Genomic DNA, 15,016 nt, shown 5'->3' on the forward strand with positions numbered 1-15,016 from the left:
CGTAAGGAAAACGACCCTATGAGCGTCGATTTGCAGATCAGCGGCCATGTCGCCGAACTTACGCTGAATCGTCCCGAAGCGATGAACGCGTTGTCCCCCGAAGCCTTGCAGGCACTGAACGACGCGCTGATACAAGCGCGAGATCACTCTGCGGTGCGGGTCATTCTCATCACTGGCGGCGGGCAGCGGTCGTTCTGCACCGGGGCCGACCTGAAGGGCACTGTGCCGCCGGACACGGCTTTCGTGAATGGCTTCTTCTCTTCCAGGAATCAGGCCAACGAAGCCGGCAACTATGCCCGCCTGTTCAACTTCGCCAGCCTGGACATCGAGAAGCCGATGATCGCGGCGATCAATGGCTACTGCCTGGGCGGCGGCCTCGAGATCGCCCTGCAGTGCGACATCCGCCTGGCGGCATCGAACGCGGTATTGGGGCTGACCGAGCCCGTCGTGGGCAGCATTCCTGCCGTGGGAGGCGTGCCGTTGATGTTGCGCGCCGTTCCCTCCGCGGTGGCCATGCGCTTGCTGTTGACCGGCGAGAAGATCTCCGCCCGGCAGGCGCAGGACTATGGCCTGGTCAGCGACGTGTACGAGCCCGACGAACTCATGGACGAGGCCAGAAAGCTGGCCGGTGTCATCGCGTCCAATGCGCCGCTGGCGGTCCAGATGATCAAGCGGCTGGCGAAAGACAGCGCGAATGTGCCCTTGAACGAAGCCCTTCGGCTGAACGACGTTTACTGGGGGATGTTGCGCGACACCAAAGATCGTATAGAGGGCCGCAAGGCCTTCGCCGAGAAGCGGCCTCCCAGATACGTAGGCCAATAATCACAACAGTCGGGCGTGTCGGATGCCTTGATTGCCACCGCCCCGAACATCACAGGAGACTATCAATGACCCCACGCATATTAGCCACCGTTCTCAAACTCGTCGTCGGACTGGGTGTTGCCCAGGCCGCTGTCGCGCAGCAGGACTACCCGAGCCAGCCCATCAAGCTGGTTGTTCCCTATTCGGGCGGGTGGCGGTACGGATGGCGTGGCTCGCATCCTGGCCAAGGAACTGCGCGAGGTGCTGAACCAGTCGGTGATTGTCGAGAATAAGCCGGGCGCTGGCGCGACCATCGGCCACGACCACGTCGCCAGGGCCAAGCCGGACGGCTATACGCTGATCGTTTCGGCGAACACGCTGGCCGTGTTCGACCTGATGTACAAGAACCTGCCATTCGACCCCGCCAAGGCCTTTACGCCCGTGGCCGACATCGCGAACTCGCCCATGGTGCTGGTGGGCTATGGCAAATCGCCGTACACCTCCCTGCAGCAAGTGCTGGAGGCGAATCGCGGCAAGGACAATCCCCTCTACTACGGCACCGCCGGAGTCGGCACGCCGATGCACCTGGCCGGTGAACTGCTGGCGTTCAGAACCGGCGAGAAATTCGAGCACGTACCCTACAAGGGGTCGGGCCCTGCGCTGGCCGATGTGATCGCGGGCCATATTCCGTTCGGCATCTTTGGGCTGTCTTCGACACTCAACCACATCCGCGAAGGCAATCTGAAAGCGTTCGGCGTCTTCGAAAGCGAGCGCACCAGCCTGGATCCGAAACTGCCCACCATGGCCGAAGCGGGTGTGCCGGATGCCGCGGCGCCCCTGATCTATACGATTCTGGCGCCGGCGGGAACGCCCGAGCCGGTCGTGACCAAGCTCACCACGGCGCTCAAGACCATCATTACCGGCGAGGCCATCAAGCCGCAGTTCGCCGCCCAGGGTTTCGTTCCCCAATACGGCACGCCCGAACAGGTGACACGTACCTTCAACGAAGAAGCGGCGCGCTGGAAACAGATCCTCGAGGCGACGAACATCAGCTTCCAATGAGGAAGGGGCGGTAATGAAACGCACGCTGGAAGGACTCACCATTCTCGACTTCACCCAGGTGGCCGCCGGCCCGACTTGCACCATGATGCTGGCGGACCGTGGGGCGGACGTTATCAAGGTGGAATCGCGGCAGGGCGATCTGGGCCGCCAGTTGGGCCCGCCCTGGCAGAATGGTGAGAGCGTCATCTTCATGGCGTTGAATCGCAACAAGCGCAGCATCGTGCTCGATCTCAAGCGTGACGATGACCTGGCAACGGCGAAGCGTCTCATGGCCGCTGCGGATGTCGTAGTCGAAAGTTTCCGGCCGGGCGTCATGCAGCGCCTCGGGCTGGGCTACGACACCGCCCGCAGTCTCAGGAACGACGTGATCTATTGCAGTATCTCAGCCTACGGACAGCAAGGCACCGAACGGCACAAGCCGGGCGTGGACGGTATCGTGCAGGCCGTTTCCGGCTTGATGAGCGTGTGCGGCCTGCCCGGCGCCGAACCAAGCAAGGTGCAGGCGCCGGTGATCGACATGACCACCGGCATTCTCGCTGCCTTCGCCATCCAGGATGCCTTGCTGCACCGCGCCGCGAGCGGAGAAGGGCAATGGCTGGATGTGAGCATGTTTGCAAGCGCAATGCAGCTGCAGCAGACTTCGATTGCGTCGTATCTGGCCACAGGCGAGGTGCCGCAGCCTTGTGGAAGCGCGGCTCCGTATTCGGCTCCCAATGAAGCCTATCCGACGAGCGACGGCTGGATTATGGTAGCGGCGTACCACCCCAAGCGCTGGGAAGCGTTCTGCCGGCTTCTGGGATGTTCCGAGTTGGCTTCGGACGCGCGGTTCAAGACTTCCAACGACCGTGTCGCCCATCGGCGCGCCTTGGCAGACGTGGTGGGTCCCCTGATGAGGGAGAAAACCACGGCGCAATGGCTGACGCTTCTGGAGGCCGAAGACATCATCTGCGCGCCAGTGGCCGACTATGCCGGCGTGACCGCCTCGCCCGCTTTTCTCGACGGGCGTTATGTGGCGCAGTTCGCCCATGCGCAGGCGGGCGAGGTGAGCGTGATTGCCCCTTATGACGCCGAGGCGGGCCAGGCGCGTGGTGTATGCGCAATGCGCCCCTCGCCGGCGGTGGGCGAGCACACCGACGAGATCCTGTCGCGCTTCGGGCTCGGCCAGGGCGCTGCGAAGGCAATGGATCAAACCCGAGCGTACCGGACATGAGAGCGCCTATTTTTTCCACGCGTATGACGCGGCTGTTGGGTATACGTCATCCGATCCTCTGCGGCGGTCTTCAGTGGCTCGCGGATGCCCGTTATGTGGCTGCCGTGGTGAACGCGGGTGCAATGGGATTCATCACCTGCATGTCCTTCCCCGGAGATCCAGAACGGTTTCGCCGCGAAATCCGGCGCTGCCGCGAACTGACCGGCGGCAAGCCCTTCGGCGTGAGTGTCTCGATCGGCCGTCGGCCGGACATCGTCGAAGTGCTCACCCCCATGCTCGACGTCATTGTCGAGGAGCAAGTCCGTATCGTCGAGACGTCCGGAAACAATCCGGGCTGGTTGCTTGGACGTCTGAAAGACGCGGGTTGCGTCGTCATTCATAAAGTGCCAGCAGTACGTTACGCACTGAGCGCCGAGAAACTCGGCGTCGATGCGGTCACGGTGATCAGCAGCGAGGCCGGGGGCCATACGGGCCAGTATATGAACAGCCAGATCGTGCAAGGTCCGCTGGCGGCCGACGCGCTGCGCATACCCCTCGCCCTGGGCGGTGGCATGGGCGACGGCAGGCACTTGGTGACGTCGCTGGCGATGGGGGCGGATGCAATGATGCTGGGCTCCCGCATGGTGATCGCCGAAGAGATATGGGCTCATCGCGACTACAAAGAGCATCTTGCCCGCATAGACGAAACGGCGACCCGCGTGGTCATGTCGAGTTTCGGAAAGCAGCATCGCGTCCTGGACAATGAGACCGCGCGGCGCGTGGCCGAACTGGAAGGCGCCGGCGAGAAGGACTTCGATGTGTACCGGCCCTTGCTGCAAGGTGAACTGGTTCGCCAGGCTTATCTGGACGGAAATCATGCGAACGGCCTGATCGACATGGGGCCCGCAGGTGTGTTCGCCCGCGAGATCAAGCCGGTGGAATCGATTATCGACGAATTGATCGATGGCGCGGCCGCGGCCATGCAATCCCTGAATGCTTGTCGCGTTTCGTGTGACGTTGCGGAGGCATGATGAGCAATGTGCGGACCGAACTCGAAGATGGCGTGGCGGTTATCACGATTGCGCGTCCCGAGAAGCGTAACGCTTTCAATCAAGCGATACGCGAAGCGCTGGCAAGGGCGTTGGCGTCATACATCGCCGACCCCGAATGCCGAGGCTTGATACTCACCGGAGAAGGGCGGCACTTCAGCGCCGGCGGGGATGTCGATGCGCTGGCGCGCATGTCGCGACAGGACCTTGCGCCACTGCTGGACGCGGCCCACGAGTGCATCACGCTGATCCGGACGTCGAATAAACCTGTCGTGGCGGCCGTCGAAGGCAGCGCCGCCGGTGGCGCTGTGGGTCTCGCCTTGGCGTGCGATGCGATCGTGGCGGCTGCAGACGCGCGGTTTGTCATGCCTTTCCTGCACATCGGGCTCGTGCCCGATTGGGGCTGCGTACACCTGTTGCGCAGCAAGGTCGGCGACGGGACGGCGCGACGGCTCCTGTTGCGTCCGTCCGAGGTTTCCGGCCGCGCTGCGCTTGACCTGGGAATCGCGGACGAACTGGCGGAACCTGGTGAAGCTCTGTCCGGCGCCACGGCACTCTTGCGTCAATACCTTGAGCTGCCGGCCACGGCGTGGGGGCTCACCAAGGCAATGCTGAACGCGGAGCATCCGACGCTGGGCGCGGCCCTGGCCCAGGAACGCGACTATCAGGACACGTGCTTCGGGTCTTGCGAATTCACATCCAGGTTGAACTCCCGGCTGAACGGAAGGCCGTCGGGATCGAAGCCCTGAGCAGGGCGTACGCTTATAAAGGAAGACAGAATGACGGCTGTGGCTATCAGTGGCGTCGGCATGACGCCGTTCGGGAAATTTCTAGACCGCAATGTCAAATCGCTGTGCGAAGAAGCAGTGAGCGGGGCGTTGGCGGACGCCAATGTCACCGTGGACGATGTGCAGGCCGTGTACTTCGGCAATGCCGCGGGCGGCACCGTGAATGGCCAGGAGATGATCCGGGCCCAGGCCGCGCTGCGCAATACCGGGCTGGCGGGCAAGCCGATGATCAACGTCGAGAACGCTTGCGCCTCCAGCAGCACTGCCCTGCACCTGGCGTGGGTTGCGATCATGTCCGGACAGTATGAAACCGCGCTCGTGGTCGGCGTGGAAAAGCTGTCTCACGAGGACAAGGCGGTGTCCTTCTCGGCTTTCGCGGGAGCGGTCGACGTGGAGGAACCAAAGCCGGCCGGAGTGGGTACCGGATCAGGCTCCATCTTCATGGATATGTATGCGGCAAAGGCGAAACGCTGGATGGAGGCCTGTGGCGCTGAGGCGAGCGATTTCGCACGCGTCGTGGTAAAGAGCCGGCGCGCGGGTGCGTTGAATGAACATGCGCAGTTCCGCAAGGAAACGACCGTGGAAGAGGTGCTGGGCAGCCGGATGGTGAGCGACCCCCTCACGCTGTTCATGTGCTCATCGATAGGTGACGGCGCCGCGGCGATCTTCCTGTGCTCGGAAAGCTATGCCCGCAAGCTGGCCACGCGTCCGGTGCTGATTCGGGCCAGCAGCATCGTATCCGCCATACCGGGGGGACCGGAAGTGGTCGCCGTCCGCGCGGGAAGGGCCGCTTATGAGCAGGCCGGCATCGGGCCTGAAGATATTCACGTCGCCGAGTTGCACGACGCCTCTGCGCCGGCCGAATTGATCCACTACGAGAATCTCGGCTTCTGCGCGCCGGGCGACGCAGCCAAGCTGTTGCGCTCTGGCGATACGGATATCGGCGGACGTATTTCGGTGAATCCGAGCGGCGGACTGCTCAGCCGGGGCCACCCCCTGGGCGCCACCGGCGCCGCGCAGATCGTGGAACTGACCCGGCAATTGCGTGGGCAGGCGGGCAAACGCCAGCGCGCCGGCGCCAAAGTGGCGCTTGCTGAAAACAATGGCGGGCAGCTGGCGGGCGACTCGGCTGTGGCGCTTGTGACGATTCTTTCCCTGTGACGGCGAGACCTGCGGCCATGACTCTGCAAGACAATCCCGTGTTGGCGGCGCTCACCAGCCGGCGCAGTGTCAGAAGCTTCCTGCCGGATCCGGTGGAGGAGTCGCTGGTGCGCAGCATTCTAGAGGCCGCCGCCCGTTGCCCCAGCGGCAACAACATCCAGCCCTGGAGGGTCGATGTCGCCATGGGGCAGGCGCGCCAGCGGCTGTCTGCAAAGTTGCTCCACGCCTATCATTCGGACGCGCCATGGGAACCCGACTACCCCTACTATCCCTCCGCCTGGCGGGACCCGTACCTGGGCAGGCGGCGCGAGGCCGGTTGGTCGCTGTACCGGCTGTTGGGGATAGAGAAGGGCGACAGGGCCGCATCCAAGGCGCAGCATGCGCGCAATTTTGACTTCTTCGGCGCGCCGGTTGTGATGTTCGTCTCCATCGACCGCGATATGGGGCAGGGCAGCTGGCTGGATGCGGGGATGTTCTTGCAGGCGATCATGACGGCGTCGCGCGCTGTCGGGCTGCATACGTGTCCGCAGGTCGCGCTGGTCGGCTATCCGGGTATCGTCCGCGAGACCTTGTCGATACCGCAAGAGCGCATCCTGCTGTGCGGCGTCTCTCTGGGCTACGAAGATGCCCGGCACCCGGCGAATCAGCTCAGAAGCCCCAGGGTGGCGGTGGATGAATTCGCCGTTCTCCATGCATGAGGGCCGGCGCAACGTCTGTAGCGGGAGCCGCAACTTTATATTGACATATCGGAAAATGCCGATATCATGGAGCCATGGACCTGCTTGAAGTATTCAAAGCCCTCTCTAACCGTACACGCCTTGAAATCCTGAAAGGCCTGAAGGACCCCGCGAAAAACTTTCCTCCTCAGGACGAAGGAGATGTTCATGTCGTCGGAGTCTGCGTCAGCAGCATCCAGGAAGGGGTAGGGCTGTCGCAATCCACGGTGTCTGATTACCTCGCCACGCTGCAGAAGGCTGGGTTGGTCGAAGTCCGGCGCATCGGACAGTGGACGTATTACAAACGGAACGAACGCGCCATCAGCACCCTGTCTGAGCTGATAGGCAAAGAGCTGTAATTTTTTAACCCGATATATCGAAAAATCCCGATATTCCTTTTTATCGAAACATGGAGAGCATCATGAAAGCACAAGTACTGAAATCATTTGGCGGCCCGGAATCCTTCGAATTGCGCGACGTTCCCAAGCCCGTGCCTCTGGCGGGGCAGGTCCTGGTTCGCGTCTACGCAACATCTATCAACCCCCTGGATTACCAGGTGCGGCGTGGAGATTACGCGGATCTGGTGCCGCTGCCGGCGATCACCGGGCACGACGTTTCCGGCGTGGTGGAAGAGGTCGGCCCGGGTGTGACCGCTTTCTCCCCGGGCGACGAAGTCTGGTACACCCCCCAGATTTTCGACGGGCAGGGGAGCTATGCCGAATATCACGTGGCGGCGGAAAGCATCGTGGGCAAGAAGCCTGCCTCGCTGAGCCATCTGGAGGCGGCCAGCCTGACTTTGGTGGGCGGGACCGTGTGGGAGGCCCTGGTCGTGCGCGCCGCGCTGCGCGTCGGGGAAAGCATCCTCGTGCATGGGGGCGCTGGCGGGGTAGGCCACGTGGCGATCCAGGTCGCGAAGGCCATGGGTGCCAAGGTGTATACGACAGTGCGCGAAGCGAACTTCGAGTTTGTGCGAGGCCTGGGCGCCGACGTAGTCATCGACTATGAGCAAGACGACTACGTCGAAGCGATTATGCGGGAAACCGCTGGCCGCGGTGTGGATGTGGTGTTCGACACCATCGGCGGCACGACCTTGTCCCGTAGCCCCGATGCGCTCGCGCAACTTGGGCGGGTGGTCTCGATCGTGGACGTCGCACAGCCACAGAACCTCATCCAGGCTTGGGGCAAGAACGCCAGCTACCACTTCGTCTTCACGCGGCAGAACCGCGGCAAACTGGACGAGTTGAGCGCGTTGATCGAACGCGGCCAGCTGCGGCCGCATGTCGGCGCGGTCTATTCGCTGGCCGATATCGCCAGTGCCCATGCTCGCCTGGAAAGCCCCAACAACGGTTTGCAAGGAAAGATCGCGATCGCCGTAGACCCTCGGCTCGTGCCGTAGTTGTGCTGTCCTCGCATGCACCCGTACAACCCAGGAAAAAAGGATCGACATGATTTATGAGATCGCCGTACTGCCTGTACACGTCGAACGCAGCGCAGAGTTTCGAAGCGCATTTGCCAGGGTCGTCCCCTTGCTCGGACGCGCCACGGGATACCGTGGCCATCTGCTCGCGCAGGGAGTGGAGACGCCTGAACTCTTCAATCTGATCGTGCGATGGGAATCGCTGGAAGACCACACCCCCGGATTCGAAGAGAGTGAAGACCATGAGACGTTCATGGCAGGCCTGCAGGAGTGTCTATCGGACCAACCCCGCGTCTATCATGTAGAGGGAACGAGTTTTGTCATGGGCCAGCTTGAAGAAACTTCCGAGGTCGCCGGTCGATGATTCCGGTCGGTTTCGGCCTTGTTGTCCATGCAGAACGCGGGCGGGCCGCACCCCGAGGCGCGAGCAGCTGGCGCTCGCGCCTGCCGCAGGCCAGTCCCCTCGGGCCCGCGCCCCGCGTCTCTGTTTCCGGTTGCTGCGCGGCGCATGCCGCGAGATGAAGCGAGGCACGCACCACCGGCGCCCGCCACCGCGCATCCGCTGATACCAGTGCCGGTCCAGACAATGCGGGCCGCGCCGAGAGCGGTCGCAAAGCCGTGAAATGCGGTGTAAAGTGGTGCGGGCCGAGCCCGGCAGCGGCCCGGACGCGCCTTCATGGCTGCCCGCTCGCGGCACGGTTGCAGCGCGTGCCCAGGCCAACCCGCGCCACGGACGCGTTCGAATGGTGCGACTATCGCGGAGGACTCTGGCAGGACGAACCGGGCGTCGTGCAGGCACGTTTCCGACGTACACCCATCCTATTATCAGACGGCTATCCAATATTGTGCGGTGGCGTTATGCGATAGTGCCAGCGCCGTCCGCGAACGTATCGGATTGCCCAGGCTTGCATGATGCGCCCGCTTGCGCGGCGTGGCTCCTGCAAGCCCTGCTTCGACCGGAGAGCGTCACACCCCGGCCCCTCCGGGCCTCGATATACCGCCGGGCCTGCGGCCCACCGTCCACGCGGCACCTCAACCCGCATCAAGCGCATCCTCTTTCATATCTTCGCGGCCGACCCAGAAGGAATTTTCCATGACCAAAGCATCCGATCTGTTCATCCAGTGCCTCGAAGAAGAAGGGGTGGAGTATATCTTCGGGGTTCCCGGCGAGGAGAACCTCGACATGCTCGACAGCCTCAGCCGTTCTTCGAAGATCAAGCTGATCCTGACTCGGCACGAACAGGGTGCGGGGTTCATGGCCGCGACCTACGGCCGGCATACCGGCAAGGCCGGGGTATGCATGTCGACCTTGGGGCCGGGCGCAACCAACCTGGTGACTGCCGCGGCCTATGCGCAGCTCGGAGGCATGCCAATATTGATGGTCACCGGGCAGAAGCCGATCAAGAAGTCCAAGCAGGGCAGGTTCCAGATTCTCGACGTCGTCGGCATGATGAAGCCGTTGACGAAATCCACGCATCAGCTTGCCAGCGCCGACAATATTCCAAGCCGCGTGCGCGAAGCGTTCCGGCTTGCCGAAGAAGAAAAGCCGGGCGCGACGCATATCGAGTTTCCCGAGGACGTCGCCAGCGAGACGACCGAGGCGGCGCCCTTCGTGCGCAGTCACGCGCGTCGTCCCAATGCCGATGCAAAATCCGTACGCGCGGCAGTCCATGCGCTGGAAAGCGCCAGGTCTCCGATCCTGGTGTTGGGTGCGGGCGCCAATCGCACCATGACCTGCCGGATGCTCAACCAGTTCATCGAGAAAACCGGCATCCCGTTCGTGACGACTCAGCTCGGGAAGGGCGTGCTCGACGAGCGCCATGCCGGATTCGTCGGCTGCGCGGCTTTATCGGCGGGCGACTTCGTGCACCGTGCCATAGACGCCGCCGACCTGATCGTGAATATCGGTCATGACGTCATCGAGAAGCCACCGTTCTTCATGAAGCCGGGCGGGACGCAGGTGATCCATATCTCGTCGAGGTCGGCCGAGGTCGATCCGGTCTATTTTCCCAAGATTGAAGTGGTGGGAGACATTGCGAACGCGATCTGGCAGATCAAGCAGGAGATCATTCCCAGCGGCGCCTGGCGTTTCGATAAGATGCTGAAGGCTCGTCAGGCCGAGGTCGAACATTTCAAGAGCCTGTCGGGCGACGCCCGCTTCCCGATCGCTCCGCCCTACCTGGTCGAACAGGTCCGCGCCGCCGTTCCCGCCGACGGCATCATCTGCCTCGATAACGGGGTGTACAAGATCTGGTTTGCCCGCAGCTATACGGCTTACCGTCCCAATACCGTGCTGCTCGATAACGCGCTTGCCACAATGGGCGCCGGCCTGCCCTCGGCGATCGCGTCGGCAATGGTTCACCCGGGGCGCAGGGTGATGGCCGTCTGTGGAGACGGAGGCTTCATGATGAACAGCCAGGAAATGGAGACCGCCGTACGCCTGAAGCTCAACCTGACCGTGCTGATTCTCAATGACAACAGCTACGGCATGATCCGCTGGAAGCAGGCGGACATGGGCTTCGCGGACTGGGGGCTCACCTATGACAATCCCGACTTCGTCAAACTTGCGGAAAGTTACGGGGCGACCGGTCATCGCGTGGAAAGCGCCGAACATCTCAAGCAGTTGCTCGCGCATACCCTGCAAACACCGGGCGTTCATCTGATCGACTGCCCTGTGGACTATTCAGACAATCACCAGATTCTCAACATCGACATCAAGAAGCTGTCGCGAGAATTGCAATAGTCGCCCCGTTTTCCGGCCTCGCCGGACAGAAGATCACGCCCGGAGTAACCACGATGACGATGCTCAAGCCGCGCTACCCCCTATACCTCCACAACGTCGCGCAGCAACCCAACGCAAGCCTCGCCGTGACCGACAAATTCACCGGCCAGATCGCCTTTCGTGTTGCTCAGGCAGATGCAGCGACCATAGACGCGGCTATCGCCGGCGCGGTCGAGGCCGCAGAGCCGATGGCACGCATGCCCAGTTACGCGCGCCAGGCAGTTCTCAATCATTGCGTTGCCCGTTTCGTGGAGCGCTACGACGAACTGGCGTACGCCTTGTGCGTCGAGGCGGGCAAACCGATCAAGGACAGTGAAGGCGAGGTCAGCCGGCTGATCGACACTTTCCGCATTGCCGCCGAGGAATCGGTGCGCATGACCGGCGAGTTCCAGCCGCTGGACATCAGCCCGCGCGCCCAAGGGTATCAGGGCATCTGGAGGCGTGTACCCATCGGGCCCTGTTCGTTCATTTCGCCGTTCAACTTTCCACTCAACCTGGCAGCGCACAAGATCGCTCCGGCGCTCGCGGCGGGGTGCCCCTTCGTGATGAAGCCGGCCAGCCGCACTCCGCTGGGCGCGATCCTGATCGGGGAAGTGCTTGCCGAGACCGACCTGCCCCTTGGCGCATTCTCGATCCTGCCCGCCAGCCGGGATGGCGCCGACCTGTTCACCTCGGACGACAGGCTCAAGCTGCTCTCTTTCACGGGCTCGCCCGCGGTGGGCTGGGACCTCAAGGCGCGGTCCGGCAAGAAGAAGGTGGTGCTCGAGCTAGGCGGCAACGCTGCAGTCATCATCGATGCGGATGCCGATCTCGAGGACGCTCTGGAACGCGTGCTTTTCGGCGCCTTTTACCAGTCGGGGCAGAGCTGCATAGGGGTGCAACGCATCATCATCCATGCCGACGTGTACAGCCGCTTTCGCGACATGCTGGTCGCCAGGACGAAGACGCTCGTGGCGGGCGATCCCAAACACCGCGACACGTTCATCGGGCCCATGATCAGTGTCGAAGAAGCGACGCGGCTGGAAACCTGGATCGAAGAGGCGCGCGCCGCCGGCGGCACGCTGCTGTGCGGCGGTGAACGCAACGGCGCCATGCTGCAGGCCACGCTGCTCGAAGACGTGCCAGGCCATGCGAAGATCGTCACCGAAGAGGCGTTTGGCCCAGTCGCGGTGTTGTCGAGCTTTACGGATTTTTCCGCTGCGCTGGCCGAGGTCAACGCGTCGAAGTTCGGGTTGCAGGCGGGAATTTTCACCCGCGACCTGTTCAAGATGTTCGATGCCTGGGACCAGCTCGATGTGGGGGGCGTCCTGATCAACGATGTTCCGAGTTTTCGCGTGGACAACATGCCTTATGGCGGAGTCAAGGACTCGGGCCTGGGTCGCGAGGGAGTGCGTTTCGCGATTCAGGATATGACCGAAATACGCAATCTCGTGATTCGCCGCACCTGAGGTCTAGCGCCGCGCTCGGCCGCTGCGCTGACGCGGAGCCGTGAGCTCGCGGGCCATGTTCAGGAATGCCCGGAGACCGGCGGACGGGTTGCGTCGGCTGGGATAGTAGAGGCATAGGCCCGGGTTGGGCGGTGTCCAGTCCTGCAATACCCGCATCAGGCGTCCGGCATCGATATCGCCGATCACGTCCTGCTCCATGAAGCAGCCAATGCCAATACCCTTCAGCACGGCAATGCGGGCCAGCCCGGCTTCATCCAGTGTCAAGGGTCCGCTTGCGTCGACCTGGACGGCCTCGCCGTTCTTTTCGAAGCGCCAGCGGAACAGGCTGCCGTCCGGCAGCCGTACCCGCAGGCAGCGATGACTGAGCAGGTCTGAGGGGTTGCGGGGCTTGGAGTGGTTGCGGAAATAGTCCGGGGACGCCACGATGGCATATCGCTGCACCCGGGAAATGGGCACCGCGATCATGCCGCTGGGCACGAGGTCCGCGACCCGCACGCCAAGATCGAAGCCGCCTGCGACGATGTCGACCAAGCGGCCGTCGGTGACCAGATCGACGTTCATGTCGGGATACCGCTCCAGGAAATCGAATACCAGAGAGGTGAGCACGTCACGCGCCGCGAAGGGGGCCGCGTTGATCCGCAGGGTACCCGATGGCGTCTCTTGCTGTTCGCGCACCGCTTCCAAGGCCCCATGGATGTCGTGCAGCGCAGGCCCCACCCGATCGACAAACAACTTGCCGGCCTCGGTCAACGAGACGCTGCGCGTTGTGCGATTGAACAGGCGTACGCCCACGCTCGCTTCGAGCTTGCCGATGGCGTGGCTCAGCGCCGTGGTCGACATCTGCAGGGCGTCGGCGGCGGCGCGGAAAGACCCGTGCCGGGCGATGGCGAGGACGGCTTCAAGGTCGTTCAGGGCAGCGCGTTTCATTATCCTGAATTGTTCATGAGATTGTGTCGAATAATCCCGTTTATCTATTCAATGTACCGCACTATATTGGCGGCCGGACAGGCAGAGAACAGGAACGGCAATGGATATGCCCGGTATCGTGCAGGCTTATTTTGAAGCGGACATGCATGGCGACGCGGATGCGCTGGTCGAGGCGTTCGCGCCGGATGGCGTGGTTCATGATGAAGGCGCAGTTCACGAAGGAGCGGGGGCGATTCGCAATTGGTTCGTGGCGGCCAAGAGCCGGTACCGCCACGTGGCCGAACCTGTGGAAGTAATCGCACTGCGCGATGTGGTCCGGGTATGTGCGAAGGTCAGCGGCAGTTTTCCGAACAGCCCGGTCATGTTGGATTTCCTCTTCACGATCAGAGACGGCAAGATCGCCGCACTGCAGGTGAAGTGAAGGCGCGTGTCTGTGCCCGGTGGGCACAGCCGCCCGGAGCGCGCAGGCGGCGTCGATGCGCATGGTGTGGGGACTGAATGCCTCGCCAGCTTCCACATGCCGGAAGGCTTTCCGATAGGCGGAAAGTCGCCAGATATTCCTAGACACATCTTCATTGCGCTCAGTAAAGTTCGCCCTGCCCAAAACCATGACTTCGGTACACGGGCGGCGGCGGAGTTATCCCGCCTGCTAATAAGAGGATGAGACATGGCATACGTTAGAAATCTGGTCAAAGTCAGTGCGACGGCCGCGTTGGCGCTTGCACTCTCGGGCCCCGTCTTCGCAGACAACTGGCCTTCCGCGCCGATCAAGCTGGTGGTGCCATGGGCTGCCGGGGGCAGCACCGACACGCTGGCCCGGATACTCGGCGAATCGATATCGAAATCCCTGAACCAGTCCGTTATCGTCGAGAACAAGGCCGGGGCGGGCGGGACCATCGGTTCGCAGGCGGTAGCCGCCAGCAAGGCCGACGGCTATACCTTCCTGCTCGGCGTGTCCGGGGATCAGGTCAACGCCGAATTCATCTACCCCAAACTCAATTACTCGCCTCGCGAGGATCTGGTCCCGGTGGCTCTGGTGGCCAGCGAGTCGGTCATGATGGCTGCCAATGCCAAGCTGGGCGTGAAGAACGCCGCGGACGTGGCTGCGCTGGCCAAGCAACGCAACCTGAGTATCGCGACTTCCGGCCACGGTTCGAACGGTCACTTGAGCAGCATGCTTTTCACGCAGAAGGCCGGGGTCCAGGCGACGGTCGTGCCCTATAAAGGGGCGGCGCCGGCAGTGAACGACACGCTGGCCGGGCATACTCAGCTCGTGGTGGGGACGCCGGCAACGGTTATCCAGCACGTCGAGGCCGGCAACCTGGTACCCATCGCGGTCACGACCGAGAGCCGCATCGACTCCCTGCCCGGTGTACCTACCTTCAATGAATCGGGGATCGACTTCACGATCACGACCTACTACATGGTGGCGGCTCCGAAGGGAACCCCGGCGGAGATTGTGAAGAAGATGAGCGCAACGGTCGAAGCAGTGCTGCAAGAGCCCAAGCTGATCGCGCAGTTCAAGCAGATCGGGGTGCAGCCCGATTACGCGGATTCACAGAAATTGGCCCAGATCTTGTCCGTCGAACGGGCGAAGGTGGGCGAAACGATGAAGTTGCTTCCCCCGCCGGCCCCCTGAAGGGCACCCCGCGTTCCGATAACAATATTGCAGGTGC

General features: G+C 62.7%; 15 protein-coding genes. 14 read left to right on the forward strand and 1 reads right to left on the reverse strand.

The window, feature by feature from the left end:
- Positions 1 to 18: 18 nt before the first annotated feature.
- The 12 genes from ACV17W_RS00420 to ACV17W_RS00475 all read left to right on the forward strand — a co-directional run bounded on the left by ACV17W_RS00420 (position 19) and on the right by ACV17W_RS00475 (position 12,413).
- Positions 19 to 822, forward strand: coding sequence for an enoyl-CoA hydratase/isomerase family protein (locus ACV17W_RS00420; RefSeq protein WP_462594494.1), 804 nt, complete (start codon positions 19 to 21; stop codon positions 820 to 822).
- 207 nt (positions 823 to 1,029) lie between these two features.
- Complete coding sequence (locus ACV17W_RS00425; protein ID WP_462594495.1) at positions 1,030 to 1,863, forward strand: Bug family tripartite tricarboxylate transporter substrate binding protein; 834 nt, start codon at positions 1,030 to 1,032, stop codon at positions 1,861 to 1,863.
- 13 nt (positions 1,864 to 1,876) lie between these two features.
- Positions 1,877 to 3,073, forward strand: coding sequence for a CaiB/BaiF CoA transferase family protein (locus ACV17W_RS00430; protein ID WP_462594496.1), 1,197 nt, complete (start codon positions 1,877 to 1,879; stop codon positions 3,071 to 3,073).
- Complete coding sequence (locus ACV17W_RS00435) at positions 3,070 to 4,083, forward strand: NAD(P)H-dependent flavin oxidoreductase (RefSeq protein WP_462594497.1); 1,014 nt, start codon at positions 3,070 to 3,072, stop codon at positions 4,081 to 4,083. Before ACV17W_RS00430 ends, ACV17W_RS00435 begins: the two co-directional genes overlap by 4 nt.
- Complete coding sequence (locus tag ACV17W_RS00440; RefSeq protein WP_462594498.1) at positions 4,080 to 4,850, forward strand: enoyl-CoA hydratase/isomerase family protein; 771 nt, start codon at positions 4,080 to 4,082, stop codon at positions 4,848 to 4,850. Before ACV17W_RS00435 ends, ACV17W_RS00440 begins: the two co-directional genes overlap by 4 nt.
- Positions 4,851 to 4,880: 30 nt before the next feature.
- Complete coding sequence (locus ACV17W_RS00445) at positions 4,881 to 6,050, forward strand: thiolase family protein (protein WP_462594499.1); 1,170 nt, start codon at positions 4,881 to 4,883, stop codon at positions 6,048 to 6,050.
- 17 nt (positions 6,051 to 6,067) lie between these two features.
- A complete protein-coding gene (locus ACV17W_RS00450) occupies positions 6,068 to 6,748 on the forward strand; it encodes a nitroreductase (protein WP_462594500.1) in 681 nt (226 codons plus the stop codon).
- A 74-nt stretch (positions 6,749 to 6,822) separates the two neighbouring features.
- The gene (locus tag ACV17W_RS00455) at positions 6,823 to 7,125 is read left to right on the forward strand and encodes an ArsR/SmtB family transcription factor (RefSeq protein WP_462594502.1); all 303 of its coding nucleotides are present in this window, start codon (positions 6,823 to 6,825) and stop codon (positions 7,123 to 7,125) included.
- A 62-nt stretch (positions 7,126 to 7,187) separates the two neighbouring features.
- A complete protein-coding gene (locus tag ACV17W_RS00460; RefSeq protein WP_462594504.1) occupies positions 7,188 to 8,162 on the forward strand; it encodes a zinc-dependent alcohol dehydrogenase family protein in 975 nt (324 codons plus the stop codon).
- A gap of 49 nt (positions 8,163 to 8,211) precedes the next feature.
- Positions 8,212 to 8,547 (forward strand): antibiotic biosynthesis monooxygenase family protein, encoded by a 336-nt coding sequence (locus ACV17W_RS00465; protein WP_462594505.1) that lies wholly within the window; start codon positions 8,212 to 8,214, stop codon positions 8,545 to 8,547.
- 729 nt (positions 8,548 to 9,276) lie between these two features.
- Entirely contained in the window at positions 9,277 to 10,926 is a 1,650-nt protein-coding gene (locus ACV17W_RS00470) for an acetolactate synthase large subunit (RefSeq protein WP_462594506.1), read from the forward strand.
- A 59-nt stretch (positions 10,927 to 10,985) separates the two neighbouring features.
- A complete protein-coding gene (locus ACV17W_RS00475) occupies positions 10,986 to 12,413 on the forward strand; it encodes an aldehyde dehydrogenase family protein (RefSeq protein ID WP_462596414.1) in 1,428 nt (475 codons plus the stop codon).
- Between the two features lie 3 nt (positions 12,414 to 12,416).
- On the opposite strand, the gene ACV17W_RS00480 is transcribed toward ACV17W_RS00475, so the two are convergent.
- Positions 12,417 to 13,340, reverse strand: a complete 924-nt coding sequence (locus tag ACV17W_RS00480) for a LysR family transcriptional regulator (RefSeq protein WP_462594507.1) — start codon at positions 13,338 to 13,340, stop codon at positions 12,417 to 12,419.
- A 100-nt stretch (positions 13,341 to 13,440) separates the two neighbouring features.
- Here ACV17W_RS00480 and ACV17W_RS00485 point away from each other — a divergent pair, with 100 nt between their 5' ends.
- Both ACV17W_RS00485 and ACV17W_RS00490 read left to right on the forward strand, forming a co-directional pair.
- Positions 13,441 to 13,761 (forward strand): nuclear transport factor 2 family protein, encoded by a 321-nt coding sequence (locus tag ACV17W_RS00485; RefSeq protein WP_462594508.1) that lies wholly within the window; start codon positions 13,441 to 13,443, stop codon positions 13,759 to 13,761.
- A gap of 246 nt (positions 13,762 to 14,007) precedes the next feature.
- Positions 14,008 to 14,979, forward strand: a complete 972-nt coding sequence (locus tag ACV17W_RS00490) for a Bug family tripartite tricarboxylate transporter substrate binding protein (RefSeq protein WP_462594509.1) — start codon at positions 14,008 to 14,010, stop codon at positions 14,977 to 14,979.
- Positions 14,980 to 15,016 lie beyond the last annotated feature (37 nt).

It is taken from the genome of Bordetella sp. MIP270_01_BMS, from assembly GCF_054958705.1.

What these genes read in the sequence shown, in the direction of transcription:
- ACV17W_RS00485 (WP_462594508.1), top strand. Translation starts at nt 13,441, where the DNA reads ATGGATATGCCCGGTATCGTGCAGGCTTATTTTGAAGCGGACATGCAT.
- ACV17W_RS00490 (WP_462594509.1), top strand. Translation starts at nt 14,008, where the DNA reads ATGGCATACGTTAGAAATCTGGTCAAAGTCAGTGCGACGGCCGCGTTG.
- ACV17W_RS00420 (WP_462594494.1), top strand. Translation starts at nt 19, where the DNA reads ATGAGCGTCGATTTGCAGATCAGCGGCCATGTCGCCGAACTTACGCTG.
- ACV17W_RS00480 (WP_462594507.1), bottom strand. Translation starts at nt 13,340, where the DNA reads ATGAAACGCGCTGCCCTGAACGACCTTGAAGCCGTCCTCGCCATCGCC.
- ACV17W_RS00440 (WP_462594498.1), top strand. Translation starts at nt 4,080, where the DNA reads ATGATGAGCAATGTGCGGACCGAACTCGAAGATGGCGTGGCGGTTATC.
- ACV17W_RS00450 (WP_462594500.1), top strand. Translation starts at nt 6,068, where the DNA reads ATGACTCTGCAAGACAATCCCGTGTTGGCGGCGCTCACCAGCCGGCGC.
- ACV17W_RS00470 (WP_462594506.1), top strand. Translation starts at nt 9,277, where the DNA reads ATGACCAAAGCATCCGATCTGTTCATCCAGTGCCTCGAAGAAGAAGGG.
- ACV17W_RS00435 (WP_462594497.1), top strand. Translation starts at nt 3,070, where the DNA reads ATGAGAGCGCCTATTTTTTCCACGCGTATGACGCGGCTGTTGGGTATA.
- ACV17W_RS00475 (WP_462596414.1), top strand. Translation starts at nt 10,986, where the DNA reads ATGCTCAAGCCGCGCTACCCCCTATACCTCCACAACGTCGCGCAGCAA.
- ACV17W_RS00445 (WP_462594499.1), top strand. Translation starts at nt 4,881, where the DNA reads ATGACGGCTGTGGCTATCAGTGGCGTCGGCATGACGCCGTTCGGGAAA.
- ACV17W_RS00455 (WP_462594502.1), top strand. Translation starts at nt 6,823, where the DNA reads ATGGACCTGCTTGAAGTATTCAAAGCCCTCTCTAACCGTACACGCCTT.
- ACV17W_RS00465 (WP_462594505.1), top strand. Translation starts at nt 8,212, where the DNA reads ATGATTTATGAGATCGCCGTACTGCCTGTACACGTCGAACGCAGCGCA.
- ACV17W_RS00430 (WP_462594496.1), top strand. Translation starts at nt 1,877, where the DNA reads ATGAAACGCACGCTGGAAGGACTCACCATTCTCGACTTCACCCAGGTG.
- ACV17W_RS00460 (WP_462594504.1), top strand. Translation starts at nt 7,188, where the DNA reads ATGAAAGCACAAGTACTGAAATCATTTGGCGGCCCGGAATCCTTCGAA.